The organism is Providencia sp. PROV040 (assembly GCF_032706145.1).
In the GTDB taxonomy this organism is placed as follows: Bacteria; Pseudomonadota; Gammaproteobacteria; order Enterobacterales; family Enterobacteriaceae; genus Providencia; species Providencia hangzhouensis.
On record NZ_CP120530.1, the window covers coordinates 3,275,847 to 3,300,271 of the forward strand.

Genomic DNA, 24,425 nt, shown 5'->3' on the forward strand with positions numbered 1-24,425 from the left:
GCCTATTTCACCATGTTCAGTAATATAGATATTTTATGTCCGCTAGTTATTTTTTTTGTGAAAAATGAGGTTCCAGAAATTCTTGTAAGCCCATCTTCATCTTTATCTTCAAACAAAAAATTCACATGACCATCTTTTGTAAAATATAAATCTAAAGTTTTATTCTCGTTAGAAAGGGACACTTTCATTTCATCTAAATCAAAATCATAACCTATTGACTTATCATCAGCTACTGCCTTCAACTCAATGGAGTATTTCATGAAATTAATTATGGACATATAATTAATTTCCTTTAACTTCAGCACCGGTTTCAGAGTCGAGTGATAATCAATTATCTCTTTTATCCTTTCATTGAAAGGGATAAAACTTGTAATAGAATCTCTGAGAGTATTATGGCGCTCATTAATTTTTACATCTTTTATGGTTCTAACTAGAGTTATTACTTCATTTTTTAGCTTCTTGTATGTGTCATTTGTTGAGTACAAATGGAAACCAGAAACTACATCTGCTGACTCATAGTGATCAAGTAAGTATGGTGATGTACGCTCTAATGATACTGAGTGAAAAAACTCTTTATAATAGTTATTTATGCTATGATCAAGGTCAGCATCTCGCATGTTCATTCTCAAGAAGTCACAAGCATTCTCTGTAATATTATGTTCTGCATCGAGGATTACAACATATCGACTGCCAACATCTTTATGAGCATTGATTGCGCCAATCAATCTGGGCTTCGTATTATAATCTTTATTAGCAGTAGCTTTGGCAACCCCTCCCCGTCCTGAAGAGAATCTTGTTATAGGTAGTGGAAAAGTAGATTTATTCATGCTTATTCATCTGTATCGGATTGAATGAATTTAGAAATCATTTGTTTTGCCCTTTCCAATTCTTCCTTGTTGCCAATGCTTTTCAATACTTCAATAGAGGCATCTATAAGCACCAATGACATACGCTCATCCAATATGATACTTGCAAATGCTTTTGTATTTTTAATGTCATCATTGTTTGATGGCAGCGATAAAAAATCGACGATATTATAATTACCCACTTGATGCATACCTATGCCAAAAGGAACTGTTGGCTCCATCTTTCTTTCTATACCGGCCTGAGGGGTCTTTTTTTTGCTACCTGATTCGTTAGCCATTTTCATTTTCCTTTGAATGCTAAAAATATAGCAATATTTAATAATATACTATAGAGGTATCATAGATTATAAACAATCAGCCATCAACATTGGCTAACATTAACCATAATACATCTTATTCTTATTATACTATGAGCCCATCACTCAGGATGGGCTTTAAATGTTATAGTCTGGTTTGGCGTCGAAATACTCAGTTGCGGTTATTGTGTAACGTTCGCCGCCGAGCGGGCGTTTATCTGTTATCACCCATTTGGTCATTTCTAACTCATCTGAAGTTGCAATGATATAACGTGATGCAACTTGTTTGTTGTTCCCATCATAGAAATTAAGTTCGATATCTTCTGGCACACTAGCGATAAAGCCGAACTCAGTATCAATGCGAGGCTCCGCTTTGAATTTCTGCGTTGTGTAACCCATACTATCAGTGAGATACACCCACATTTCATCGTCAAATTTAATTTTCTCACTAGTTGTGAATACCTCTCCGTTTCGCTCAGTGATGTAACCTGCCTGCTGGTTGGAGTCGTAAGTGTCCGCTATCAGTACCATGTCTGATGGGTACACATTCCCGCCATCTGCAAGCGTCGTCAGGCTGATGCTTGTTCGTTGGTGAATGAGTCGGTTAGCTTCTAACAACGCCCTATCTAGTGCTTGGTAATGATTTCTACAACCTTGCAAAACTATCTTATTCGGCGTGCGCGATAGCCCTTCCGTGATGCCGCTTTCATCTACTCGAAAGCGGATATAGTCTTTCTTGTTGCGAACCGGTTCGACATATTCAAGTTCAATACCGTCATATCCCGATGGCATAGACATGTCATACGATATCTTCATGTCATTACCTGTGATATTTGAACGGTTGAATGTGGTCATCGGAAATTCGCTAGACTGTTCACGAGAGAATGTGAGGACTGCATTATCGAAATAAGCAGTTACTCGCGCGGCATTACAGATAGTTTCTATACGTTGCCCAAGTGAGATGTCTTCATCGTCGAATGTGTAATCGAAATACCCAAGGCGTTCATCAGGTAAGCTATCGTAAATTCGATATAGCCCATCAATGTCGATATTCTTCTCGCTTTCACCTGCAGTAATTAGCCAAGTGTGCAGCACTGCATCAGCAAAACTTCGTGATGGCCTAAGTGTATAATCAACTTGCTTTGATACTCGGTCATACGAAATATGCATGCGTGTGGCCAACAAATTGTATTTACGCTCTCTCGCTCCTGTTGGCGCTTCCGTTGCTCTCACTGACACATTAACTATCGTGTCATTCTCAAAAACAACATTCTCACGCACTCTAACAATGTGAGCGTTTTCTATTTTCATCACACTTTGGTCGCTACTATTTTCTAACCGAGTTAATTGTACTGCGTAACGTCCTTTTCCAGCTCTCGGAGTTATCTTCTCGGTCTTGTAGTAAACTCTTGCACCACTAGTCTCATATATTTTAGTTGTAACTCGCTGTCTAGTGCCTGATATTTCGATATTATTAATATCAATCTTCCAAACCTCAACCCTAGCGCTACAAGCTTGACCGTTACCTAATTGTGCTTGTGTGTGCACCCATAACTGGTCACCTTCTACAGGTGAAAAGAACGGACCAACTGTTAGAAACTGATTATCATACAGAATGAACTTAGTCGTGTTCACTACAGCATTGGGCGGCAAGGTGCTTAAGTCATTACCCGAAAGATTGGCAAAAAAGAATTCGTAATACTCAACAGGGTTAATTAACGAACCGTCGTCACTAATTTTTGCGTCAACTAATTGAGCGTCAATTTTCACATCTTTAGTTACCGAACCCTGAGGAGTGTCGTAACTCACATTCACAGTCATTGAAATAGAGCGCGGCTTTGTAAGCTCATAGAAGTATTCAAACTCATCTTGCTTAACGATTTTTATTGCTGCTTCACCACCTTTTATCTCGCCTGAAACCACTTCGTTTGCGGTCGCTGTTTGCTGCGGGATATCCTTGCTTTCATTGGGCCCCGGCAATTCTTGACCGTCGATGTCTGGAAACTCGAAGCCTTCATTAATAAGCGGGATAACTTCCTTGGGCTTGTATATTTTGTAGCTTGCCCCAGCCATCGCGGTAAAATCAGATTCGGCAAATCGAATACTTTCTGTTTTATATTCGCCAATACCGATATTTAGCCACTCAGTAACTGTTTTGAGGTTGTTGTTGTACTCAAACATTGATTGCTGAATGAGGTCAGGAAACGCCCTTACTTGCCCGTGTATTTCTGGTCTTGCCTGATATGCTCGCGCAACGTTTGTTTGCCCTGTTAGCCTATTATTCGGGCTATCTTTGACATTCGATTCAGCCGCAGAAAATGATGGCGTCTTTGGTGCAAGAAACGAAAACACTTTCGTGACCAAGTTAAACACTGGATTCAGGATATCGCCGATAACGCCCTTTGGTTGGTCAAACACTTGAATAAAGTGAGTCGGTGTTATCTCGAAATCTAATTCGTCATCTTCTTGCAGTTCACGTCCGTTAACGATAATTACCACATCGGTATGCAACTGCTGATGCACTAGAAAATCGCTATAAAAAAAAGAGCCGACTTTTAAATCGACTCTTTCTTTAGGTGTTCCCGCTATTCGCTGAATTTCAACTATCGGCATATTTCATAAACTCCAATTTCGTGAATTTCTTCTCAAGCACAATGAGCCTATCCATTCTTACAGCGCCGTTTTCACCTCGGCTATGAAATGCATTACCATCGATAATTAATCCGATGTGAGCTGGTTGAGAGCCGAGATAACCAATGAATATCCCATTATCTACTGGATGCTCGGTGCGCTGCCAGAATTCGACCTCATTCTCATAGCAAGTTACAAAATCACGGTCCGATTCATAGCCAGCGTCATGATGAATTTCCGTACCTAGTACGTACCTATAGTAAAGTACAACCAGCGCCCAACAATCACACGCCTCAAACGTACACGCCCGATTCTTCCACGGCTTGCCAATCATCCGATTAATAAACTCTAATTTCGTCATTAAACAGTCTCCAAGCCTGTGAATTCTTCCATTGTATAAATTCGCCCAACGTTTTTATTCAGCGGGTTATTCATCGACAGCGTGACAGTGACCGACTCGGCATCAAGTGAGCAGTCTTTCACGTACAGCGACCATTCGCTTATCGGGTTATCTTTATCGGCTGAATCAAACAATCTAAACGTTGCGATAATTGGCTTCATTCGAGTGTTTGACCGCCATAACTTGAGCTGCTGCTTAAAGTCCTGCGCTACTCGGCTAAACTTAACAGAAGCATCGATAATCGGCGTTTTACTTTGCTGGCTTTCAGCAAGTTCAAAGTTACACGGCTGATACTCAACACCGCCCAATACCTTAGGCTCTATCGGTAAGCTGACTAAATGAATGTTTCCGAATGATGGGTGATAGAATTGAATGGTCTCGTAGAATGTGCGCATCGGTCGTTGCGCTCGGTACTCTCTTAACTTCATTCGCCCCCCTTGCACCTAGGCAATCGCTCAGTGACGACAATATCTAGTAGACCCCAATCTCTCGGCGGTATCTCAACGATTAAATCGCCAAACTCGTCGTCTTCATTAAATAGCTTGCGACAGATAACCGAGCCTGTCCAAGTTACCACGCTGCCATTAATCGACGTTTGAACCGGATAACTAACAAAGTGAAGCTCCTGTGGTTGCAGCCCAGAACCACCAAGATTAATAGGCATCCTGAACCACTTAGTGCAGTTGTCCAAATAGTTAGGGCTTCTCAACCATTGCTGAAAAGCCCTTTCTTCACCTAGCTGAAATATCCACTTAACATTCCAAACTGTTTTAATGTCATCCGTTAGCTTCTGGAATATCGGCGCTCCAACTTGAGGCTGATCCGTTCGAAACCCAGTATCAAACGTCATGTTCTTATCCGCTTTTTGTGGTAACGGAAACCATTCAGGGTAGTCGATTATTTCCATGGATAGCCTTTACAGTCTGGTTGTTGCTGTGGTGTTTTGAGTTATTGAACGGTGCATGGGTCCCTTTTCTTGCATATCAGTTAAGAATGCCTGAACTGTCAACGTATCACCGTTTTGTGATGCCTGAGCCTCAAATTGATGCTTGCCCGATGAGTAGTCGTTGAACTCAATGTTCAAGGTGATTCCATTACCACTGCCCTGCATATCCTTATTCGAAATAACTCGCCCATTGTCACCCGGTATCATGTATTGCTTTCCGGTGCTGGCTTTGAAGATTTCAGGTTTACCATGCTCACCGACTTGATACATTTGACCAGCGCCAACAGGTCCACCATTATATCTAGCACCTGCAACAGCTAAGCCTTTTGCCATACCAACAGTTCCAGCGATAGCTGTGTTAGCCGCGGCAGCATTTGCTCCTAATGTTGCTAGTGATGATAAGGCGGCGGCAGGAGCCCAAGCTGTAGCAACCAATGCAGCTTGACCAGCGGAAGCAGCTGCGGCAGCACTCCCCATAGTTTGACCAATGATGAAGTTTTTCAGCATCTCAACGCCAACCTGAACAAGCGAGTTAACGATACTGTTTAGCATGGTGTTACCCAATGAGCGTGCTGCATCTGCTGCTGACATCGTGCCTGTTACTAAACCAGTAATTACATTGGATGCATTACCACCAAAGGAATCTACAGCTGATGTAAGCATGTTGTAGCCTAAACTAGCATTGCTTAGCTCTTGCCACTGTGCATCCATCCTCTTCTGGCGATACTGCTCCTCGATTTGAGAGCGTAATGCCTCAGCCTCAGCAATGCTTTTCGGGTAAAGTTGCTTGTATTGGTTGATTTGCTCCATTTGTTTGGCAAATTGGTTATCAATTGCTGTCACTGGTGAGGCGCTTTCCTGAAGAGAGGTGAAGTTTGCCTGACTATTCTTTCTATCTTCCTCCGCTTTAGTTGCCGCCTTGGTTGCCGCCTGTACTTCCCAAATAGATTTTGCTCGCTCTTTTGCTAATGCTATTTGTTCTGGTGAAGCTTTAGCGCCCAGTGCCTGTGCAGCATCATACTGCGCTAGCTCAAGAGAGCCTTCTGCATAACCTTGGTTGAGTCTGGTTAGTTCGGCTTGTAAGCGTTTAAGTGCTTCTCCTGCCTCATCAGTGGTTTTTGTTGATGTTTTTGCTGCCTTAGAGCTTTCGCGCTCAGCTTCGGTTAGATCATAGTTTGCAGTTGCTTCGGCAACTAATGCCTTCAGCTGTTTTGGATTTTTAGTGAGTTTATTTGCCTCTATCTCTGCTTTTCTGATTGCCCTTAAGCGCTTATCTTTAATCCCTAACAGTTCATTTTGCTCTTGAAGGCTTAATAATGCTTTTTTCCCATCATCAGTTTCTGGGTTATCACGCATTTCGTTATTTAATCTGGCTTTCTCATCGGCAGCAGCTTTAATTCTCTGTTGCAATGCACCTAAAGCGGCCCCCATTTTTCCAGCTGCTCCAGAGGCATTATTCATAGCATCGTACAAATCTTTATTTCTATCAGCCAACTCACCCGTAACATCAGAAACATACTTAGTCGTTTTGGCTAGCTTATCTTGCGCCTCTTCCAGCTCCTTGGTTTTGATGGCTATGTCACGCTGAATTTTTTCTAAGTTTTCTGACCTATTTTGATATTCGGCTGTATTTCTGGCTGTATAACTGTAGTTATCTTGTAGTATTTCCAGCTCATCTTTAAGGTCTTGTATTGACTCTTTTTGAGCATCAATGGATTTACTCGCCTCAGCAATATTACCCATCAAGGCAACATCAGACATATCTTTCATCTTATTTTTCAATTCTTCGATTGAATCAGCGAAAGCTAATGCCTCTTGCTTGGCTTCTTGGCTCTTTTGATAGAAGTAAAAAATAGCACCAGCAGCCAAGGTAGCTGCCCCCATAGGTCCACCTATTAATGCCAGACCTCCTCGCAACATATTGGCACTAGCAGCATATGCCCTATTGGCAATCGAAGCCTGATTTGTTGCGGCTGCTAACTGTGTTTTAGCTGTGGCCATTTGCGTATCTATCGCAGCTATTCTGGCTGCATTAGCTTGGTATTCTTTTTGATAACTAACACTTAGCCCATACTGTTTGTTAACTACAGACTGTGTCGCCAGCCACTGATTCCTAGCCATTACCTGAGCTTTCTCTGCGCTTAAATTATTAATTAAGGCTTGAGTTTCTTCCTTTGTCGCTTGAGCTACATTTCTCACCCCTAGAGCATAGTTAACTGATGCTGACGCAGCTGAAACTTTCTTTTTAATCGATTCTGATAATGCGCCAACATATCTTGCACCGATAACCGAAGTAGCAATGACAGCCGCAGCCGCAACCTTATCAAAGTTCTCAGATAAAACAGCGAATCCAGCAGATATATTTCTTGTTATCCCTAGACCTTGGTTTAGCTCGCCAAAATAAGCCTTGGCTGAATTAGTTAGTTTTGTGAACCCATCAGCTACAGTGTTATCCATGCTATCAGCCATTGCATTATTGGCCTCTTTTGCTCTGATAACTGCATCGGCAAATAACTGGAAAGAAATTTTCCCATCTGCTGCTAGTTTCTTAACATCTTGCTCTGTGACTTTCACACCGCCGCGCATGATAGATAACTGCTTAGCGATATCTCCAATCAATGTCGGAGTGGCATTCATTATTGAGTTCCAGTTTTCACCCGCAACTTTCCCCGAAACCATTGCCTTATTAAGCGCGTTGATCATCGATTGGGTTTCATTGGCGCTGGATGCGTTAGCTGTTAAAGAAGATGAAAGGGATTCAATGTAATCAATTGTTTGTTCTGTGTTATATCCAAGTTCCTGCATTGATGTAGCTGCACCAACATACAATAATTGAGTATCTTCAATGGCCTTACCGTTACGGTTACTTATTTCTAGGAATCGCTCTTGGATGGAGCCATATTTTTCAATATCACCTTCAACTGATTTGAGAGCCATTTTAATACGCGCTGCGACCTGCCCCCATTCATCCACCATATTGACTATGGCACCTACACTTATCGCTGACGAGACAGCTAGAGCAGCCTTTGAGAAGGACAGCATAGATTTCTCGGCGCTATCAATAGATTTAGATGCCTTATTAAAGTTTCCTTCCATTCTATCTAAGCTTGAGCCAACCTGACGCTCGCCTGATAGCATTGGTTTAACATCCATGGCAACATCATAATGAATGCCGCCAACATTTTGACTTTCTGCCATATCTGACCTCTTTAAAAAAAGAAAGCCCACACAAATGTGTGAGCTTTTTAAACTTTTTAGTTAACTAGCCGATATATGCAAAGAGTAGTTAACATCCATTATTATATTTAACTGGTGACAAGATGAGCGTCATATCGTCAGCAATTTCTTTACTAGTTGGTGCTTTTTTAGGCAATAGACTCAGCTTAAGAAGAGAGAAGAGGAAGGAATACAATGAAAAATTCGATATTGTATTCAAGCAAATTCATACGGAAAAAGAGCTATGGTCATATATCCCATTAGAACCAGTTCGCGATAGAATTAAACACAATGACATGAGAATGTTGATTTTTTTATCTTCTAAAAATGATAAAAATAAACTAAATGAAGCATGGATGAATTATCTAGCTGCAATCGAATATGGTGACCCTTTTTCAGACCCTCATGAGTATCACAACTTAAATTACAGTAGAGTTCCATTAATAAAAAACAGTCTAGATGACCTACTAAATGTCATGAAAAGAAAATAGGCTACTTCCGACTCACCAACCTACGCTTACCTGTTGCCAGCTCATCATTGCGCTGGTCATCAGTTTTCATGATCTCGTCGTATTCTTCACGAGTGAAGCCTTTCTCGTCTGGATACTTGGCTTTTAACATCATGACGAACTCAGTCATTGTTAATTGTTCGGCTTCCTCGCGATTCATACCAAAATGAGCACGAGCAGCGGTAATATATTCGATAGCATTAAAGCTATCTGTAAATTCGTTTTTACCTTCGTTACGCTGAAGCTTTCTTACTTTTGCCTTTCCGATAATTCCGTGGGTCATTAACTCACGAGCTAACACGATGATATCTGTTATTGGCATCTTTCCCAGCTTGTAGATAACGCCATTTTTACTGGGTTTCCACTCACCAATAAGCTCATCGCAATCATCATTACAGCAAGCTTGCATCACCATCATTGAAGTTGATAAAACACCGCGCCCGTATGTTGGCTTTTTTAATGCTTTAAATAGCCACTCAGGAACAGTGCCATAAGCCTGTATAGCACGAGCAATTAACACTTGAACTTCTACTCCACTTAGCAAAGTAAATGCGTTAACAATCTGCTCTGGCGTTCCTATTCTCGTCATTGCATCAAATGATGGTCTAAACAAATAATCTTTATCAGGCGTTGATATTATGAATTCGCCATATTCCTTTCTTGCTGTCATATTTCCCCCTGAATATTATCAAGGGCACTCGTAAGCACCCTTTGTAATATTAAGCAGCTGTGACAGTGACTACGCACTTAGCAGTTTTTGCACCATCTTCAGATGTGACAGTTACGTTTGCTGTTCCTGCCGCTACACCTGTGACAGTGACAACATTCACCAGCTTACTAACTGTTGCAAAGTTGGTCTTATCACTTACAACCGTGTAGTTCTTGTTGGTTGCGTCTGTTGGCGCGAAGTTAACTGTGAACGTGCCTGTTTCACCTTCTTTTACGCTTAGCGTTGTTGGTGTAACCGCTACGCTAGTCACTGGAACTTCTTCAACTAGCCACTCAACCGTATCAGCATCTGAAACTTTAACCTCGCCTGAGTAAGTGGCAATTTCTGACGCTGGGAATTCAGATGACCAAGAAGTGAAAACGAAATAGCCTTGCAGCACAATTGCATCTTCGCCAGTGAAATCCATCTGAACCCAATATGACGGCTGGCGACCTGCTTGAACTTCTTTAGGGATTTCTTGAAGCAATAACAATGGGCCAAAGTCGTCATCTTTATCACGCTTGCGGTATTCACCATCAAATGAAATGGTCATATCTAAGTTGGTGACTACGTTTTCGACTAGGCCTTTGGTGTCATCTGCTTCCGATGTGATGGAGTTTGGCGACAAGTCAAATGACTTAGTGGTCAATGCCCCAATGCGTTTAAATGCTGACTGGTCTGGAACCTGATCGGGGCAACCTTTCGCAATACGAATAATCGCATTACGCCCAATCAGCTTATTGGTTTGTACTGGGCAATCTGCCATGTGTTTACCTCTTTCTATAGAAAATAAAAAAGGCCGCACATTGGCGACCTAGTTTGAGATTTGTTTGTTTATGATAAGCAGCGGAATGAGAGTCTGAACATCGTTCGGTTTTCCGTGGTTACAATGCCAGATGGCAATCCACCCATGTTAAAAACTGAGTTGAGATTACAGTCACTGGGGTTTGCTGCGACATACTTGAGTATTTCATCAGTGCGAGTTAATGCGGGGATTGGGTCATCTTGTGCAGACACGAGAATAACATCGATATAATCATCAGCACTTAACTCACCTAGTCGACCAGTGCCACTGGAGGGACGGACAACAATATACTGCTGAATTTTGGTATCTGTACGCTCCTTCCAATCTAAACGCTGAATAATGAAGCCATTGGTTAGATTTCCACGTTCCAAATAATCGAGAAAGTCGTCAATAATCATCGCCTCATCTCCCGTTTAATTGCGTCGTCGATTTCCTGCCTTGCCTCTTCGAACCCAACTTGCAGGAATTTAGGTTTCGCGTTAGGGTCCCAGTAATTACCCTTTCCAGTTCCCCCACCGAAAGAAACGCCATCACGAGTTTTACCAAAGTCCTCTCTTGGCTGCCCTTTGAGCTTGCCTGATGCATTGTGAACATAGACGGCATAATTAGCGGTATAACCAACTCTACCAGTTATCATGACGCCATTGACTCTTACATCACGATACTGCGAGTTAATTAGCGTTGATGTATCGATAGGCGTATACCTTGCCGCGTGTGAAGCACCAACAATTAACCCAGCAGTTACAGCCCTTACCGCTCTGCGCTCGACATCACCAACAAAGGCCTGAGTATTGCGTCGACATTCACTGATACCGCGAACACGTTTAGCCATATCATGTCCTTATCTCATAGTCTGACTCTTCACCGAAAAAGCTCATATCATCTTCTTTTACAGTGATGATAATGTCAGCTCCTGCGACTCTCGGGTCAGATTGAGAAGTGGTATCACCTTTGGCCATGTAGAAGCCGCGCTCTGGCCTTTGCACATCGACACCGTTACGCTTCAACTCAGTGTAAAAAACGTTATTGGTGACAAACTCCTTCCCCATATCGTCTTTCACAACTTCATTGCTAGATTGCCATGTGCAATCGATAAGATAAGGCGCGCCGTAGATAATCTCATCGCCGTATCGACCACCGCCACGAGTGACAGGGTAAATTGTTGCTAGTGCAGTATATGACCAGTTAGCGGTAGTGCTCATAATGCATAGCTCTCAAATTGATAAGGCTCGCACTCCTTGCAACCAACCACCGTAAACCCAGTTAATTTATTGTTGTCAATTAGAGCAGCGACAACACCAGTATTTGGCGACGCCATGCCATTAAGAAGCCCAACAACACCCATTGTAATTACGCCATCATTTGACTTTGCACACACAAAAGGAACATTTTCAGCCTCTAAGTTATTGTTAAATTCAACTCTGTGACTGATTAATTTCTGCGTACCTTCTTGGTCAAGTTCAAGTAAGCGATTTAACACATCCGCTAGTTTTTTTGCTTCTATCACGAGTAACCCCCTACTACACCAAAGAAACCAACCGATTTACTCGCCAGTGGCAACGTAGATAAACACCCTGCCGTATCCCATACTCTCAGTTGTTTAAGTAAATAATCCGTACCAGCTGAGTCATAAGTAAACGAGCGTGACGCCCCGTTAGGAGCACCTTGTGATGATATCTTTCGAGCGCCAGATAATGAGGCGAGGCGAACCATTGCGTAAACTAGAAGCAGCTTTTGCAGTGATTCATCATAGTTAGCCGCCAAGCATTCAGATTTTGCATTCACTTGTTCCAGTAGCAACAACAGCACGGAATCAGGCAATGTAAACCCAAGCTCGGCTATCATTGGCTTTACGTCATCAGGTGTTATCACCATCTGATTTACCTTTACCCTTTTTCTTCTCTGGCGTGGCGACTTCGAGTTTTCGTTCTTCGATTCGCTCTACCAGACCAGCCTGTAGCCATGTTTCAGCAGTTTCTTCTGAGACATCCAGCTGAGCGCCAACCTCTTGCTTTCTGAGGTCGGCACCAGCAAAGAAGTTACTTGAAATAACCTTTACTAGTGCCATGAACCCCCCTATGCGCCTTTAGCGTGGATAACTGAGAAGTGACCCGCGATGTCTTGCTTAACCATCAGACCAGCAGCACCCCATGTGCGCCATACATAGTCTGAGTTGTAGAACTGACGAGGGTCAGCAACAGTACCGAACGCCTGACCGACGATAGGAGCGATAACACCAGCGCCCAGCGGAACAATCAGAACTTCGTTACCTTTCAGCTCATAGTCTTCTTTGATGTCTTTAATGCCCGTGATTTTCTTGATTTCTTCAAGAATGGTTCGGGTTTGGTTAACATCGAAGTAGACAGATTCCCAGTTAGACAGAATTTCGCCTGAGACATACCAAGTTTGCTCACCATATTGCAGGTTTTGCAGTTTCAGTACGTCACGTAAGTTAATCACTTCTTTGCGAATAACTTTACCGTCTTGCTCTTTGTCTAAATCAACCGTTAGAACAATTTGAGCCACTCGCTCATCAGCACGGAAGCCTTTCCACGTTTTACCATCAAACGTAATGAAATTACCCGCAGCATCACGGAAGCCATTCCACATGAAATCAATGTACTTGCGACGAACGGTATCAACAGAATCCGCTTGAGCATCTGCCAATGAAGCTAATGCAGAACCTTTAGCGAAAATAGGGTCACGCCAGATGAATTTAAAACCCGTGTCGTGAACTGGCACCATTGTTCCATCAAAGCTGTAAGCGCCAGCATTTAACAGCGCACCAATTTGACCAGACATTGACGTATGAGCCTCACCGCCACCGCCTTTACGTGCATATTCATACACTGACTCTTCTAAACGAACGGAGCGAGACAGCCCCATTAAGTCATTTAACAGAGTGTAAATAGTGTTGGGCTGAAACTCTGCTAACACTGTTTGGTCATAAGAGCGATATAAACGCTTAATATCATCAATGGCATTTACTGCATTGAGCGTTGGAGCATCACCACTACGGTAACGCGCGCACGCGATAAAATCAGCCACAGCTTGAGCAGATGAATTACGCGCTAACTGTAATTCGCTGAACTGCGCTTGGTTGGCTTCGAGGTTTCCTGTTTCGGTTGCTCGACTAGTTGAAAAATAAAACATTCAGTTCTCCTTACTTGAACACAACACGAACCAGATCACCCGCCGCAGCGGTTAATGCTGTATCTTCTTCGACATAGGCAAATACCGCTTCGCCTTCTGCACCTGTTGCCAGTGTGATTTGACCATTAGCAACAATAACCGCTTGGCCTTTCTTGTAAGTGCCAGCGGCGGCACGCACGTTTAGGAACAGACCTTGCATTGGCTGAATTGCAACAACCCAATCACCCGCCTTGATTACATCGTCAACCGTCTGGCAGCGCAGATAATCAAAGTTGGCCACATACAAAATATTCGCTTCTTTACCATCAACTGATGGCGTGAATTTAGCGGTAGTTTCATCATAGAAACCGATAATACCCGCCTTGGTATCAACTGCTGCCGCACCTTCACGGTGTAGCAATGGGTTAGTGAATACACCACCCGCATGAATTACACGTTTTTTATTCGCCATGTTTTACTCCGGCATATCTGAAACTGATTGAGAGGAATTGACTTGCTGGAATGAACCATTCAGGCCATGTGATACATTGCATTGAGCATATAGCTCTTTCAGTGGGTCACCACTTAACGCATTAACAGCCGTATCGGACATACCGAATTTAGCTTTCACGGCTTCACGCATCGCATTTACTTCTTTATTAGCATTAGCGTTTAGCTGCTCTTGAAGTGGAGCGATTGCAGCATTTACAGCGGCTGTGATTTGCTGCTGTAGTTCACTGTTGTTCGCGGTGTCGGATTTATCCTTTTCCGCTTTCTCTTTTTTCTCACGCGCAGCTTTCTCTTCTGGCGTTTCCTCTTTCTTTTCTTCGGCATTCATTTGGTTGTACGCATTCAGTAATTCAGCATCAGATTTACCTTCTGTTTCGATGCCTTTCGCCTTCAGCGCATTCGTGATGATTTCTTTCATCGGGTTAGTTTCCTTATTGGTTTTAACTTCGTACTCTGTTGGCTTGCGCACAACTTCGATAGGCTCACCAACGAGTTCGGCGTCTCCGTCATCGTTCATGAGGTATTTTTGCTGGTAGGTTTTACCTGATTTGTAGTAAATGAATTTATCGGGCCATACCATTTCGGGATAAGGCCAATCATCGCCACTGGAAGCATTACGCAATGCCGCACGTAATGCGGAGTAGATATCTTCAAATGAGAATGAATTGTTAGCGAAAAAGAACTTGGCTTTGTTGAATAAGCCTTCTTGTGTGCAGTTTGCTGCATCAATAAGCTCTGCTGTTTCAGTTTCTAGCTTCTCACCCTCGCTATTCACAAACATTCCCACGCCATCTTCTGGCGTAGCTGCTCCTGGTTCTGATGCTGGTAAAATAGCGATGTGATCAAAGTGCATGTTTCTGGCGACCCATGTATAGGCTTTACCCTTTGACTTGCCTTTGTTCTGTTCGCGCTGTAGCAATAGCCCTGTTGATACATGAATGGGGTCGGAACTATTACCCGCTATAATGTTATCGATGCGAGATAAGAATTCTTTCCCCTTCTCGCAGCCATCAGCAAATCGACGGTTTACTTTCACATCCATGATGACCTTTTCGCCATCCTTACGGACGTTTTCAGCCCATGCCCCAATGTGATATTGGTTTACTGCCCGAGGCATGTCTGCAGATACATAATCAGTGCCGATTTTAGGGTGACCATATGGACACTGACGCCCCTCCATCGATTTAAAACTACTGTTAATCTCACTGGCTGGATATAAGCCCCCATTCATCACAACATCATCGATGACAGGCACAACGCCGCGAATGACGATATGCTCATCACCATCGATAGTTTCAGTTGAGATATTGGAGGAATTGACAGCCAGTGATTTAACATGAATGCTGGATAGCTTCATGTGTTGGCCTCTTTATGAATTGCTAGTTGATTCCTGTTGCTTTTCTTCCCACTCATCACGCGACTGAATGAGCCTGTCTAGAATGCTAGGGTTATGCAGTGTGCCATCTTCATTCAGCAATACTGGCTGATTGCCACAGTAGCAGTTATAGCGATTCCCGTTGATTGAGTAGAAATACTCCACCTCTTCAACAGTGAATATCTTACCGCTACGTGCTGCATGACTCGGTCTTGTTGTTGGCTTAAGCGCTGATATCCATAAGATGCCAGTTTTCAGACCTAACCTTTCGCTAGCCCATGTCGTTTCATTCCAGTTTGCCCTACGAAGTGCGCCAACTTGTTCAGTCTGTGCGATAGCCTTTGCTCTGGTCATCGATACATCTAACCGCTGGCTAACTATCCTCGCTGTTTCGCGTGGGTTTATGCCTCGTGCTATTGATGTGCCGATAACATTTGCTAAGTCAGTGCGTGCAGCATCAGACAAGCCGCGCCAATCGCTATAAGTAGAGATAAACGCCGCTGCAACCTGATTTTGGTAAGCAGGCTGTGACAGTAGATAAGTGAGTGTTGTTTGCTGTGCGTAGACTTCGGATTGAACGGCTAAGTTAGTGTAAGCATTCAAGGTGCCTCGCTCATACTCATCAGATACATACCCAAAAGCCCACAATCGCTCGTCGCCACCTTCTAGAAGGTAGTCATCAAGTATTGATTGCAGGCTTTCAAGGAACCTAGCGTACTCTGTAGGACGTTCCGCTAGGTCATACACATAAACGCCAGCGTTAATCTTAAAAATCGTGTCAGGCTCATCCTGTGAGTTTTTAGCGAGTATGTAGCTTTGAGTGGGTGATTGCGTTTTCTCTCTGCCAGTAAATGACAGGTCGAATAGTTGCTTGAGTGCTTTCTTGAGTTCGTAATATCGATTATCAATATCACGGAACATCTTTCTAACTTGCCGTCCTGATTGTGTTGGGTCAGCCTTATTCCTTGGTATTATCGGCGACCCTATCTTTTGATTCTTCATCATCGACTAATGGGTCTCCTTTGGGGCCTGACTCTGGCGGCTCGCTGTTCTCAAATTCAGGCAACGTTGGGTACTCGCCAAGTGCCCTAATCTCGTTCTCCATTAGAACTGAGCGCCCGAATGAGTTTTGCGTCTTCATTGCAACATCAGCAGCTTTACTCATGTTATCCAGCTTTTCAGATTGACTAGGCGCAAGCAAATCAGACCAACTTACTGTTATCTCATCTTTTTGCTCAATAACGCCAAGTTTTCCAAGTTGATGAATTAGGTCGGTGATGACTTTTGCGAGAAACCCTTCACGCCTTGATTTACAGGTTCTAGCCCAATCCTTCATATCCTCAGTTGAGGCACGCTCACCTGTAATTTGACCGATAAGCACCTTAACTGGCATGTTGATTGATGCCGCAAACTCAGCTAACAATGTACGCCATGTTGGCTCAGGGTCAGCAGCGGCAACCGATAACACCGTAGCAGTTCCCTCTTGCATAAATGAAGCTGAGTCAATGCTTTGGTTTAAGCGCCTTACTTGCTCATCCAATGCGTCAGGTAGGCCATCTAGATTAGTCCCCAGCGCCTCTGCTAGCGCACCAAAGTCAACATCCTTACTAAAGCCGTAGTTAAGTTGTCGGCTAGCGTTCTTAAGGAATCCCTCTGCGCTACCTCCAGAAACCTTTTCGATGTCGAGTAGCTTGTTATAACCTTTTCTCAGTAAAGATACGCCGGATGACATTTTTCCATCAGCAGCGCCTTCGATAAGCGTTATAACTCTGTCAGGATGAATATCAATTATTCGAGATGGTGACCCGTCACTATCATCCCCCACAGCCATTTCAGTAAACGAATACATCGTTGGCATGGAGTAGTTTTCGCTTGCTTGGTCTTCATCCCAAGTTTTAACATCAAGCTGCGCTTCCCATGCAGGGATTAAGCGAACAATAGCCTTATCTTTTAGTTTTTTAACAATGCCAGTATCGACTGGCTCATTCCAAGGCCTGTTATCTTTGATTTGGATGATTAAACCAGAGTATCGACCAACTAAATTGCGCTTATCAGCCTCTACAACCTGTTCCCAGTGTTTTTTGAGTAGCTTATTAAGGCCTTTATCCCATTCAGTTGAACCGTCTTGATCTGCTTCTTCGTCACCTTCGAATATTTCAGGGTAATCAATCCAGCATCCTGATATATATCTATCAACCGCAGCGCCGCCTAGCGCATTGCGATCATATAGCCTATAGAAATCATCAAAGCTTAGATTTTCAGGCCAGCCAAACTCATTCCATATTCGAGGTCTTTTAGTGTTGCCAGTTCCTAGCGACTGAACGTAGGACATTCTAGCTCTTTGTACGGCTTTCAATGCGTTATTAACCGCTAATGATAGCCGTTGTTGATTTACTTCCATTCTTGCCCTCATTAACGTTTTCTAACTAGCATTCCGACAATTACTGGCTCACTCAGCTCAGTCAATGCATAAACTGTGGCATCCATTCTGTCGGGTGACTTCTTGGCAGTTTGCGGCACGTATTCCATCATCTGGTTTTCCAGTGTGAATAAGTTACCTCTGTGCCCAACCCTGCCCTGTGCATATAAGGCTGATATTGGCTCAGCTCTGGCGAACTTACCCTTGCTAGCATGGATGCGAATAATGCGACCTTTGAAACCTGCATTCTTCAGGGTGTCTTCAGCCATATCGCCCCCTTGGTTGGTTTCAATGACTATTGCGTCAGCCTTATGATGTTCATAGGCCCATATCGCTTTTGTCGCCCAACCATTCGGAGAGTATTTGCCGCTGTAATCACCATCGACCGTAAATTGGCGTTTATCACCACCACCATATGCGCTAGCCACTGCAATTCCGCTTTCGTCACTCTCGTCTGAGTTTGTCGCTTGCGGGTCAATAGCTACTACCGTTCGAGCTAATGGCTCTATGATATTCAGTTCACGAGCCGCATTAATCATTTGCTCATTCCACAGCGCTCCTTCCTCATTAAATCTGCGAGGTCGTTGCATATACTGTGCTTCAAATGTTCTGCGGTGTGACTCTAAAGCCGTTCGGTGTGATTCATTGTGCTTGAATTCCCACAGCCAGCCATCATCAAGACCATGCTCAATAGGTATAGCGTGAGAGTTTTCAGGGAATAACTCTTGATACGATTGTGAATTATCAATGACTACGGGTAAGTAAAGGTGATGCCACTTCTCACCAGAGCCGCCACGCAATAGGTAGCCGCTCAAATCGTGATAATGAATACGCTGCATAATCACAATCATTGGCGTGGTTTCGATAGCCAATCGTGATTTGATTGTTTCGTTAAATCGATTATTTACACCATCACGAACGGTCTCACTGTATGCATCATCTGGCTTGACTGGGTCATCTATAACCAATGCACCCTGCCACCCTGATTCCATGTGGCCAGCTCGAAAGCCTGTCACCTGACCTGCGGCTGACGAAGCATACACGCCACCGCCAAACTCATTCCACCACATAGCCTTACTATCGGCATCATCGCGCAAAGTCATTGGCCACATAGATTGAAAAGCTTGAGACTTAACCATGCTTCGAGTTGTCGATGAGTTAAGCAATGCCAAGTTATGGGAGTATGAAAGGTGCATGAAACGGGCGCGGTTATTTATCGCCATTCCTCGACCCATCATGTTAATGGTTGCGAGTTCTGTTTTTGTATAGCCTGGAGGAACATTGATTATCAGTCGGGTAATCTCACCACTAATAACCCTATCAAGCGCATCCTGTATTGCATGATGATGAGGCGCGACAATCATCTTGCCGCCAGTACGTTGCTTGAAGAAGTATCGAGAAAAGTATAACCCGTCCTCTTCGCACTCTAATTTACGTGCAAAGTTTTTTTGCTCAACAGTCGTCCTCATTTAGCATCTCCTGTCGAGCGTTCCTGTATTCTTCTTTTGTTAGCGTTGCGGTTTCTATTGGCCCACCGTTTTTGCCAGTAAGCTCTGTTTTACTTAATTCAACAAACGCGCCAACGCTTCTATGCCTACCTATCATTTCTAGGTTCTTAACTTTGTCAGGCCATTTGATTTTCTTCATGACGCCAACCAAATCACGTTCGCCATCTTTAGACTCGAACATTTCAGCTAAATCCATACCGCTTAATGACGTACGCCAAACTTTAGGCCACTCATGAATAGGCTTTATGCCTCCATCATCGTGGAGAATGTCCAGTACATCCATTTGGTCTATATCGACTAAACGCTTAAGCACGTAATCAGCATCGACATCCAGCCTATCACTGCGGTTATTCATTAGTTCTTGAATTCGTTTTTCAATGTCAACATTTGTCAACAGGCGGTTAGCTTGTGACCGCGCGGTTTTATCGCTGTACCCCGCACGAATAGCCGCCTGTGTAGCGTTCAAATCAACGAGGTACTCACGACAAAACATTTTCTGTTTATCTGTGAGTGCCATTCTTTTTTCCTCATAACAAATTAAAAAACTCACCATGATGAGCTTTGTGATTGGTTATTCTGCTACTTCAACCACAGGCACATATTCAACGCTGCTAATCTCATCAGATGAAATGTATATCCATGCACCGTCAGCTTGTGCAATTGCGATTAGGCCATTAGTCACGCGAGGCTCTTTCGTTGTCATCAAGCCTTCGTATGTTGTGCCGTCTTTCTTTGTTGCTGTTACTGTGTATGTTCTTGACATTTGATTGCCTTATTCACAACGAACCCATGCTTAGCGATGAACTCACCTACCTTGTCGTAGTTGGGCTCAATACCAAGCGTTAGGCAAAATAGTTTCAAAGTGGATATGTATGGATTGACCCACCATTTAAATTTCACTGAAATCTGTAATGCTAATGTTCCTGTTTTCATACCCCACCTTTCAGTGCGTTATAGAATGTCTTAGCGATAGTTTTAATCTGCCGTACATTGCCGCGACCAGTAACAGTGATGCGCCTTACCTCTCCAGCCTGACGCAAACAAGCTGTTAGCTCACCATCGGTTACATCTATCTTTGTTCCGTATCCTGTAGCCTTGGCGTCTATGTTGTATTTCTTCATATTCCACCCAATAAAAAAGGCCGCTGAGCGACCTATTCATCTACAAATAATAATTTTGGCTGAGTGAGGGAAAGTATTTGCTCATATTCCAATTGCAATGCTTTCTTCTCTTTCTTCCTCCCATTCATTAACTGGCTGCCTAGTCGACCTTTTAATTCTGACTTTGCTGCTTTTAATGCATGCCGATGCTGGGCTTCTTCGCCTAAATCTTTCCAGCGATTAATTTGCTCTGCCATCCAGTTAAATGCTTGAATGAATTTTATCTTAATAAGCATTGCTGCCTTACCTGTAAAACTCATAACCAAGAGCATGTACCCGTCTTTAGATAACTTGTACATTGGCTTAATGTCGCCATTTTTATCAATGTAATCAGTGGGCTCAAAATTGAGCTCAGCAAATTCCTCGGGGCAATCATTGATTGTTTGCTTTATTTTCCTCAGTACGTTCTTGTGAGTTTTACCGAAATAGTCGGCAATCTTTTTACTGGTTGTGAATACTTGCCCGTCGGATGCCATAACCATCTTCTGGAAATTAAATTCAGGAATAACGACTGTATTATTCATAGTGCTTACCTTACTTAGTAATGAGCCTTTGCCACATAGGAAAATCAGCCCATCGAAGCGCACCAGCTATAACTGATTACCTCAAAGACTCATTACCTAAATATTGGCTCGATGTTTTTAGATGTGTGTGCATGTGGTGCACAGGGTGAAATGCGTACTACTGATTACAAAACTTGAATAAATGTAACTTTCTTTTAACTTTACTTTCGTAACGTAACATTAAGAGGGGTATGGTTATTACATCGCTAAGTTATTAGTTTCATATATATTCCTACACTTTTAAGCCTCAACACCAGGGGCTATTTTTTTGCCATTAAAAAGCCCCCTAATTGGAGGCTCATATTTGTAATATCCGTTTGAGATTACTACCTTTTTAAGGTTGTGGTCATTCACGATTAACGTATAGTTGCGTTACATTCATGAACTATTATTCTCGCTTCGCCCCGATATCTGGGGCATTTCTTTGTTGTTCAATTTCCCGTATTGTTTTCTTGCCAAGATTGTCTTTAACTAGTGGGAAAATTTCCTATTGCCCAATTTAAGAACCCATACACATGCATAATCAACCAATTAATGTCTTACTCATAATCATCCCTATCCTTGTATGTATCCTAATTGTTGTTTTTAAAGACAAAAGAGAACCAAATACAATGACAATTTTTGTAAAATTCTCTATCTATTTATTAAGCGTTCTTGTCTTAATCAATTTAGTTTTTTTTGCAAGAGCGCATACGGGTTGGTATTAACAGGCCACTCGCCTCAATGTAATTTTAAATTACTTCTAGCCGCTTCAATCTCTCGAATGGCGTTCTTGTCTAAATTGCACTTTGCTATTGATTTCATCGCATCAACTAGAAGTTGCGGCATATCACCCCAATCAACATTCTCAGGAATATCAGGCTGAGGGCAATCAGCGGTTAGTTGTGCCGGTATCGGTGGCGACTGAACGGGAATCAATACCTCTTTTGTAGTTCCGCAACTCGCTAACAACATCATCAGGAACAGCAGTATTAGCGCACTCATTGTCTTTGAGTACTGTTTTGATAACAGTCTTAACTTTGACATGTTCTGAGTCCTCTAATTGCTTTGCTTTGATGTTGGCTTGTGAAATTCGGTCAAATATAGAGAGCGCCCGATAGGCATTAAAAACTATCAGGTTACTCTCTATGATTTTTTGGTCTTTCTGGTCGCTCAGCTCTTTCTCATGAGCTAATGCAGAAAGAATCCAGAGGGAAAAAAATAGAAACGCAGCAAGCCAACCAGTTATTGGGCTAGTTATCCATTTCATATCACGACTCTTTCACTGACAGCGCAGCATCACCAATTGGTAGCGGTCGGTTGTCTACTTCAACGCCATCAGGCCAGCGATAAGCAACAACTCGGTCAGTTCCAAATGCTTTAATATTTACTGCGTCTGATTGATTGCCACCCAAGATAAGAAGTGAACCATTTGCAGTTTTACCAACACAGAAACCAACATGGCCACCGCCTGAGCGTGAAAAGCGAACAATACATCCATATTTAGGCTCTGTTAGCTTTTGCCCGAAATTATCGTATGAACTCGAAGCATCTTTGCGAGGAGATTTAATACCAGCACGCTCTAACATGGCATTGACGAAACCAGCACACCAAGGAACTTTTCTCGCGGTTCCGACTAGTCCACGCAGCTTGCTATCAATCCACATTTGGTCGACTGCTTTCGAGCCCTCAGTGGTATGCTCAGACACTCCAATTTCTTTTCTGGCTTCAGTTAGCCATTTAGGTTCAGTCATTATTCACTCCCGCCTTACCTTTAATCATGTTGCTGACTTTCTCAACGCCCCAATATCCAATCATGACACTAGCGATATAAGCTAAATCAGGATTCATACCCATAAGCGCTAATAAGTCCTTTGCGAACCAACCAAGGAATGCACACAGCACACCATCCAGCAATGTTTTCTTCCAACCGCCGCCGCTATACATACTTCTAAGTACAGCCACAGTACCAGCAAGACCAGCTGCTACCCCCTGCTCTTTGTATTGAGTGAAGATGTAAGATAGGGAGTTGGATAGCTGCTCCCAAAATTCAGGGGTTTCTTTCATATTTTGCATACTCACCCCCTACGTTGGAGGAATTTAGTTAATAAATAGCCGCGCACAGTTCATTAGTGATAGTAAAAGGTTAGCAGTCGAATCTGTGGCGGCGTATACGAAAAAGCCCCACCGAAGTGAGGCTCTATAAGCTGCTGACGTTGTTGTCACTCTTATCACATTAACAGCTATTTTACGTACGTAAAGTGATTTAATGGATTTTTTCTACATATTTATCCATTTCCAAGGTTATATCTAACCACATCAACATTCCGTCGATTTGCCCCTCCGCTTTTTGTAGCTTTTTCCCAATATGGCCATCAGAGCATTTGTGCTTTTTAGCCAACTGAATGAATGTCATACCAAACAGATAATAATCGAGTAGCAGGTCATGCATTTCGCTATCTTTCCTATTTAGTTGAGCCATGCATTCGGAGATAATCATTGCATCATCTTCGCAACACTGGTCTCGTGACTTCACCTTACTTGGAATTAAACTACTGAACCCAGCCGCTACGGAATACCATTGCACTGATTCTGTATTATCCGCCGCCCAAGCTCCCCATCGTTCCAACACAAGTTGAATATCGCGCATTGTTCACCTCATGTTAATTTGCGAGCTTTTGCAGGTAGCTTCAGGTTTAATACATTTCACAATAGAAACGGCACTATCTAATTCTTTGGCGAGACTGGACGTGCCTTTCACTCTTGTTTTATATATCGTCATTAATCGACCATTAATAACCACATGACCTTCTGCATTAACATCTTTCGAGTATTTTTTTACTGTTGCTCTATAGCATCCTAGGTATCGAGATACTTCAGCCATATTCCCGTACGTTTTGATGAGTAATTCTGGAATGGTTGTTATTTCAGTCTTCATAAATCCCCCATCTGATAAGTTATGCCGTGCTGATACCAATCAGGAAGCGTGAACTCAATCCGACCTGTTACACCTTCACTACGCAGCTCTTGAAGCCGTTTAAGCTCACCTTTCATGTGCTGGTATAAATCATCCATCTGCCACGGTTTTAACTTTACCGATGTTCCAGCCAAACGAGCCACGCTATCAATAGTCATCTCGCTGTAAGTAATAACAGCATGAGCATTAAATTCGTGTGGGTCTTCGCCTAGTTTTCGGTGACAGCCAGCGCAGTGTGAGAAGGCATTGAGAGGATGATATCGAGTTGCTTTGTGTCGTCGTGATTTGAAGTGTGAGCAGTGAAGTTTTGAAGGTTCGTGTCTAAAGTGTCTTCCGCAGTAGTCGCATTCGTAATCTGTTCGTTCCCTGACTAACTGCGAAAATACAATATCGTATTTATCGCGTTTTAGTGCCATCTATGCCC

General features: G+C 43.0%; 32 protein-coding genes. 1 reads left to right on the top strand and 31 read right to left on the bottom strand.

Features of this window, described 5'->3' with window-relative positions; genetic code table 11:
* Positions 1 to 2 precede the first annotated feature (2 nt).
* The 7 genes from P3L40_RS15095 to P3L40_RS15125 all read right to left on the bottom strand — a co-directional run bounded on the left by P3L40_RS15095 (position 3) and on the right by P3L40_RS15125 (position 8,337).
* Positions 3 to 827: a hypothetical protein gene (locus tag P3L40_RS15095; RefSeq protein ID WP_210853582.1), complete on the bottom strand. Its 825-nt coding sequence runs from the start codon at positions 825 to 827 to the stop codon at positions 3 to 5.
* Between the two features lie 2 nt (positions 828 to 829).
* Positions 830 to 1,144: a hypothetical protein gene (locus tag P3L40_RS15100; protein WP_210853584.1), complete on the bottom strand. Its 315-nt coding sequence runs from the start codon at positions 1,142 to 1,144 to the stop codon at positions 830 to 832.
* Between the two features lie 156 nt (positions 1,145 to 1,300).
* On the bottom strand, positions 1,301 to 3,775 hold the full coding sequence (locus tag P3L40_RS15105; protein WP_210853586.1) for a host specificity factor TipJ family phage tail protein: 2,475 nt from the start codon (positions 3,773 to 3,775) through the stop codon (positions 1,301 to 1,303).
* On the bottom strand, positions 3,762 to 4,154 hold the full coding sequence (locus P3L40_RS15110; protein WP_210853588.1) for an NlpC/P60 family protein: 393 nt from the start codon (positions 4,152 to 4,154) through the stop codon (positions 3,762 to 3,764). Before P3L40_RS15110 ends, P3L40_RS15105 begins: the two co-directional genes overlap by 14 nt.
* Positions 4,154 to 4,621, bottom strand: a complete 468-nt coding sequence (locus P3L40_RS15115; protein ID WP_210853591.1) for a DUF1833 family protein — start codon at positions 4,619 to 4,621, stop codon at positions 4,154 to 4,156. Before P3L40_RS15115 ends, P3L40_RS15110 begins: the two co-directional genes overlap by 1 nt.
* Entirely contained in the window at positions 4,618 to 5,100 is a 483-nt protein-coding gene (locus P3L40_RS15120) for a hypothetical protein (RefSeq protein WP_006661951.1), read from the bottom strand. The genes P3L40_RS15115 and P3L40_RS15120 overlap by 4 nt, the downstream gene beginning before the upstream one ends.
* 9 nt (positions 5,101 to 5,109) lie before the next feature.
* Entirely contained in the window at positions 5,110 to 8,337 is a 3,228-nt protein-coding gene (locus P3L40_RS15125) for a tape measure protein (RefSeq protein WP_272515379.1), read from the bottom strand.
* Positions 8,338 to 8,459: 122 nt separating this feature from the next.
* On the opposite strand from P3L40_RS15125, the gene P3L40_RS15130 reads away from it, so the two are divergent.
* Positions 8,460 to 8,846 carry a hypothetical protein gene (locus P3L40_RS15130; RefSeq protein ID WP_210853598.1) on the top strand — a complete coding sequence of 129 codons (387 nt, stop codon included), beginning with the start codon at positions 8,460 to 8,462 and terminating at the stop codon, positions 8,844 to 8,846.
* 1 nt (position 8,847) lies between these two features.
* Here the strand turns inward: P3L40_RS15130 and P3L40_RS15135 are convergent, their stop codons facing one another.
* The 24 genes from P3L40_RS15135 to P3L40_RS15250 form a co-directional block, all read right to left on the bottom strand.
* On the bottom strand, positions 8,848 to 9,534 hold the full coding sequence (locus tag P3L40_RS15135) for a DUF6246 family protein (protein ID WP_210853600.1): 687 nt from the start codon (positions 9,532 to 9,534) through the stop codon (positions 8,848 to 8,850).
* 49 nt (positions 9,535 to 9,583) lie between these two features.
* Positions 9,584 to 10,339, bottom strand: a complete 756-nt coding sequence (locus tag P3L40_RS15140; protein WP_210853602.1) for a phage tail tube protein — start codon at positions 10,337 to 10,339, stop codon at positions 9,584 to 9,586.
* A 68-nt stretch (positions 10,340 to 10,407) separates the two neighbouring features.
* Positions 10,408 to 10,776 (bottom strand): hypothetical protein, encoded by a 369-nt coding sequence (locus tag P3L40_RS15145; protein WP_210853604.1) that lies wholly within the window; start codon positions 10,774 to 10,776, stop codon positions 10,408 to 10,410.
* Complete coding sequence (locus P3L40_RS15150; protein WP_117162099.1) at positions 10,773 to 11,210, bottom strand: HK97 gp10 family phage protein; 438 nt, start codon at positions 11,208 to 11,210, stop codon at positions 10,773 to 10,775. Before P3L40_RS15150 ends, P3L40_RS15145 begins: the two co-directional genes overlap by 4 nt.
* Before the next feature lies 1 nt (position 11,211).
* Positions 11,212 to 11,580: a hypothetical protein gene (locus tag P3L40_RS15155; protein WP_210853607.1), complete on the bottom strand. Its 369-nt coding sequence runs from the start codon at positions 11,578 to 11,580 to the stop codon at positions 11,212 to 11,214.
* Complete coding sequence (locus P3L40_RS15160; protein WP_210853609.1) at positions 11,577 to 11,885, bottom strand: hypothetical protein; 309 nt, start codon at positions 11,883 to 11,885, stop codon at positions 11,577 to 11,579. Before P3L40_RS15160 ends, P3L40_RS15155 begins: the two co-directional genes overlap by 4 nt.
* The gene (locus tag P3L40_RS15165) at positions 11,882 to 12,253 is read right to left on the bottom strand and encodes a hypothetical protein (protein WP_210853611.1); all 372 of its coding nucleotides are present in this window, start codon (positions 12,251 to 12,253) and stop codon (positions 11,882 to 11,884) included. Before P3L40_RS15165 ends, P3L40_RS15160 begins: the two co-directional genes overlap by 4 nt.
* Positions 12,237 to 12,446 (bottom strand): hypothetical protein, encoded by a 210-nt coding sequence (locus P3L40_RS15170; RefSeq protein WP_210853613.1) that lies wholly within the window; start codon positions 12,444 to 12,446, stop codon positions 12,237 to 12,239. Before P3L40_RS15170 ends, P3L40_RS15165 begins: the two co-directional genes overlap by 17 nt.
* Positions 12,447 to 12,454: 8 nt before the next feature.
* On the bottom strand, positions 12,455 to 13,531 hold the full coding sequence (locus P3L40_RS15175) for a major capsid protein (RefSeq protein ID WP_272515380.1): 1,077 nt from the start codon (positions 13,529 to 13,531) through the stop codon (positions 12,455 to 12,457).
* Positions 13,532 to 13,541: 10 nt separating this feature from the next.
* Positions 13,542 to 13,982 (bottom strand): hypothetical protein, encoded by a 441-nt coding sequence (locus P3L40_RS15180; protein ID WP_117162104.1) that lies wholly within the window; start codon positions 13,980 to 13,982, stop codon positions 13,542 to 13,544.
* 3 nt (positions 13,983 to 13,985) lie between these two features.
* Positions 13,986 to 15,377: a DUF2213 domain-containing protein gene (locus P3L40_RS15185; RefSeq protein WP_272515381.1), complete on the bottom strand. Its 1,392-nt coding sequence runs from the start codon at positions 15,375 to 15,377 to the stop codon at positions 13,986 to 13,988.
* A gap of 12 nt (positions 15,378 to 15,389) precedes the next feature.
* A complete protein-coding gene (locus P3L40_RS15190; protein ID WP_272515382.1) occupies positions 15,390 to 16,400 on the bottom strand; it encodes a phage minor head protein in 1,011 nt (336 codons plus the stop codon).
* Complete coding sequence (locus P3L40_RS15195) at positions 16,354 to 17,796, bottom strand: anti-CBASS protein Acb1 family protein (protein ID WP_272515383.1); 1,443 nt, start codon at positions 17,794 to 17,796, stop codon at positions 16,354 to 16,356. Before P3L40_RS15195 ends, P3L40_RS15190 begins: the two co-directional genes overlap by 47 nt.
* An 11-nt stretch (positions 17,797 to 17,807) precedes the next feature.
* On the bottom strand, positions 17,808 to 19,283 hold the full coding sequence (locus P3L40_RS15200; RefSeq protein WP_210852807.1) for a DNA-packaging protein: 1,476 nt from the start codon (positions 19,281 to 19,283) through the stop codon (positions 17,808 to 17,810).
* Positions 19,267 to 19,839 (bottom strand): terminase small subunit, encoded by a 573-nt coding sequence (locus P3L40_RS15205; protein ID WP_210852809.1) that lies wholly within the window; start codon positions 19,837 to 19,839, stop codon positions 19,267 to 19,269. The genes P3L40_RS15200 and P3L40_RS15205 overlap by 17 nt, the downstream gene beginning before the upstream one ends.
* Positions 19,840 to 19,893: 54 nt before the next feature.
* The gene (locus P3L40_RS15210) at positions 19,894 to 20,085 is read right to left on the bottom strand and encodes a hypothetical protein (protein WP_272515384.1); all 192 of its coding nucleotides are present in this window, start codon (positions 20,083 to 20,085) and stop codon (positions 19,894 to 19,896) included.
* A gap of 166 nt (positions 20,086 to 20,251) precedes the next feature.
* Positions 20,252 to 20,443 (bottom strand): hypothetical protein, encoded by a 192-nt coding sequence (locus P3L40_RS15215; RefSeq protein WP_272693268.1) that lies wholly within the window; start codon positions 20,441 to 20,443, stop codon positions 20,252 to 20,254.
* 32 nt (positions 20,444 to 20,475) lie between these two features.
* A complete protein-coding gene (locus tag P3L40_RS15220) occupies positions 20,476 to 21,006 on the bottom strand; it encodes a Rha family transcriptional regulator (RefSeq protein WP_210852815.1) in 531 nt (176 codons plus the stop codon).
* 910 nt (positions 21,007 to 21,916) lie between these two features.
* On the bottom strand, positions 21,917 to 22,294 hold the full coding sequence (locus P3L40_RS15225; RefSeq protein WP_247605814.1) for a hypothetical protein: 378 nt from the start codon (positions 22,292 to 22,294) through the stop codon (positions 21,917 to 21,919).
* Position 22,295: 1 nt separating this feature from the next.
* Entirely contained in the window at positions 22,296 to 22,778 is a 483-nt protein-coding gene (locus P3L40_RS15230; protein ID WP_210852817.1) for a TIGR02594 family protein, read from the bottom strand.
* The gene (locus P3L40_RS15235) at positions 22,771 to 23,100 is read right to left on the bottom strand and encodes a phage holin, lambda family (RefSeq protein WP_210852819.1); all 330 of its coding nucleotides are present in this window, start codon (positions 23,098 to 23,100) and stop codon (positions 22,771 to 22,773) included. The genes P3L40_RS15230 and P3L40_RS15235 overlap by 8 nt, the downstream gene beginning before the upstream one ends.
* A gap of 190 nt (positions 23,101 to 23,290) precedes the next feature.
* Positions 23,291 to 23,674, bottom strand: coding sequence for an antiterminator Q family protein (locus P3L40_RS15240; protein WP_210852821.1), 384 nt, complete (start codon positions 23,672 to 23,674; stop codon positions 23,291 to 23,293).
* 3 nt (positions 23,675 to 23,677) lie between these two features.
* Entirely contained in the window at positions 23,678 to 23,962 is a 285-nt protein-coding gene (locus tag P3L40_RS15245) for a hypothetical protein (RefSeq protein WP_210852823.1), read from the bottom strand.
* Positions 23,959 to 24,417, bottom strand: coding sequence for a hypothetical protein (locus tag P3L40_RS15250; RefSeq protein WP_210852825.1), 459 nt, complete (start codon positions 24,415 to 24,417; stop codon positions 23,959 to 23,961). The genes P3L40_RS15245 and P3L40_RS15250 overlap by 4 nt, the downstream gene beginning before the upstream one ends.
* Positions 24,418 to 24,425: the final 8 nt, after the last annotated feature.

Coding starts and splice junctions, on each gene's coding strand:
- P3L40_RS15095 (WP_210853582.1), bottom strand. CDS start 827: ATGAATAAATCTACTTTTCCACTACCTATAACAAGATTCTCTTCAGGA.
- P3L40_RS15100 (WP_210853584.1), bottom strand. CDS start 1,144: ATGGCTAACGAATCAGGTAGCAAAAAAAAGACCCCTCAGGCCGGTATA.
- P3L40_RS15105 (WP_210853586.1), bottom strand. CDS start 3,775: ATGCCGATAGTTGAAATTCAGCGAATAGCGGGAACACCTAAAGAAAGA.
- P3L40_RS15110 (WP_210853588.1), bottom strand. CDS start 4,154: ATGACGAAATTAGAGTTTATTAATCGGATGATTGGCAAGCCGTGGAAG.
- P3L40_RS15115 (WP_210853591.1), bottom strand. CDS start 4,621: ATGAAGTTAAGAGAGTACCGAGCGCAACGACCGATGCGCACATTCTAC.
- P3L40_RS15120 (WP_006661951.1), bottom strand. CDS start 5,100: ATGGAAATAATCGACTACCCTGAATGGTTTCCGTTACCACAAAAAGCG.
- P3L40_RS15125 (WP_272515379.1), bottom strand. CDS start 8,337: ATGGCAGAAAGTCAAAATGTTGGCGGCATTCATTATGATGTTGCCATG.
- P3L40_RS15130 (WP_210853598.1), top strand. CDS start 8,460: ATGAGCGTCATATCGTCAGCAATTTCTTTACTAGTTGGTGCTTTTTTA.
- P3L40_RS15135 (WP_210853600.1), bottom strand. CDS start 9,534: ATGACAGCAAGAAAGGAATATGGCGAATTCATAATATCAACGCCTGAT.
- P3L40_RS15140 (WP_210853602.1), bottom strand. CDS start 10,339: ATGGCAGATTGCCCAGTACAAACCAATAAGCTGATTGGGCGTAATGCG.
- P3L40_RS15145 (WP_210853604.1), bottom strand. CDS start 10,776: ATGATTATTGACGACTTTCTCGATTATTTGGAACGTGGAAATCTAACC.
- P3L40_RS15150 (WP_117162099.1), bottom strand. CDS start 11,210: ATGGCTAAACGTGTTCGCGGTATCAGTGAATGTCGACGCAATACTCAG.
- P3L40_RS15155 (WP_210853607.1), bottom strand. CDS start 11,580: ATGAGCACTACCGCTAACTGGTCATATACTGCACTAGCAACAATTTAC.
- P3L40_RS15165 (WP_210853611.1), bottom strand. CDS start 12,253: ATGGTGATAACACCTGATGACGTAAAGCCAATGATAGCCGAGCTTGGG.
- P3L40_RS15170 (WP_210853613.1), bottom strand. CDS start 12,446: ATGGCACTAGTAAAGGTTATTTCAAGTAACTTCTTTGCTGGTGCCGAC.
- P3L40_RS15175 (WP_272515380.1), bottom strand. CDS start 13,531: ATGTTTTATTTTTCAACTAGTCGAGCAACCGAAACAGGAAACCTCGAA.
- P3L40_RS15180 (WP_117162104.1), bottom strand. CDS start 13,982: ATGGCGAATAAAAAACGTGTAATTCATGCGGGTGGTGTATTCACTAAC.
- P3L40_RS15185 (WP_272515381.1), bottom strand. CDS start 15,377: ATGAAGCTATCCAGCATTCATGTTAAATCACTGGCTGTCAATTCCTCC.
- P3L40_RS15190 (WP_272515382.1), bottom strand. CDS start 16,400: ATGATGAAGAATCAAAAGATAGGGTCGCCGATAATACCAAGGAATAAG.
- P3L40_RS15195 (WP_272515383.1), bottom strand. CDS start 17,796: ATGGAAGTAAATCAACAACGGCTATCATTAGCGGTTAATAACGCATTG.
- P3L40_RS15200 (WP_210852807.1), bottom strand. CDS start 19,283: ATGAGGACGACTGTTGAGCAAAAAAACTTTGCACGTAAATTAGAGTGC.
- P3L40_RS15205 (WP_210852809.1), bottom strand. CDS start 19,839: ATGGCACTCACAGATAAACAGAAAATGTTTTGTCGTGAGTACCTCGTT.
- P3L40_RS15210 (WP_272515384.1), bottom strand. CDS start 20,085: ATGTCAAGAACATACACAGTAACAGCAACAAAGAAAGACGGCACAACA.
- P3L40_RS15215 (WP_272693268.1), bottom strand. CDS start 20,443: ATGAAGAAATACAACATAGACGCCAAGGCTACAGGATACGGAACAAAG.
- P3L40_RS15220 (WP_210852815.1), bottom strand. CDS start 21,006: ATGAATAATACAGTCGTTATTCCTGAATTTAATTTCCAGAAGATGGTT.
- P3L40_RS15225 (WP_247605814.1), bottom strand. CDS start 22,294: ATGAAATGGATAACTAGCCCAATAACTGGTTGGCTTGCTGCGTTTCTA.
- P3L40_RS15230 (WP_210852817.1), bottom strand. CDS start 22,778: ATGACTGAACCTAAATGGCTAACTGAAGCCAGAAAAGAAATTGGAGTG.
- P3L40_RS15235 (WP_210852819.1), bottom strand. CDS start 23,100: ATGCAAAATATGAAAGAAACCCCTGAATTTTGGGAGCAGCTATCCAAC.
- P3L40_RS15240 (WP_210852821.1), bottom strand. CDS start 23,674: ATGCGCGATATTCAACTTGTGTTGGAACGATGGGGAGCTTGGGCGGCG.
- P3L40_RS15245 (WP_210852823.1), bottom strand. CDS start 23,962: ATGAAGACTGAAATAACAACCATTCCAGAATTACTCATCAAAACGTAC.
- P3L40_RS15250 (WP_210852825.1), bottom strand. CDS start 24,417: ATGGCACTAAAACGCGATAAATACGATATTGTATTTTCGCAGTTAGTC.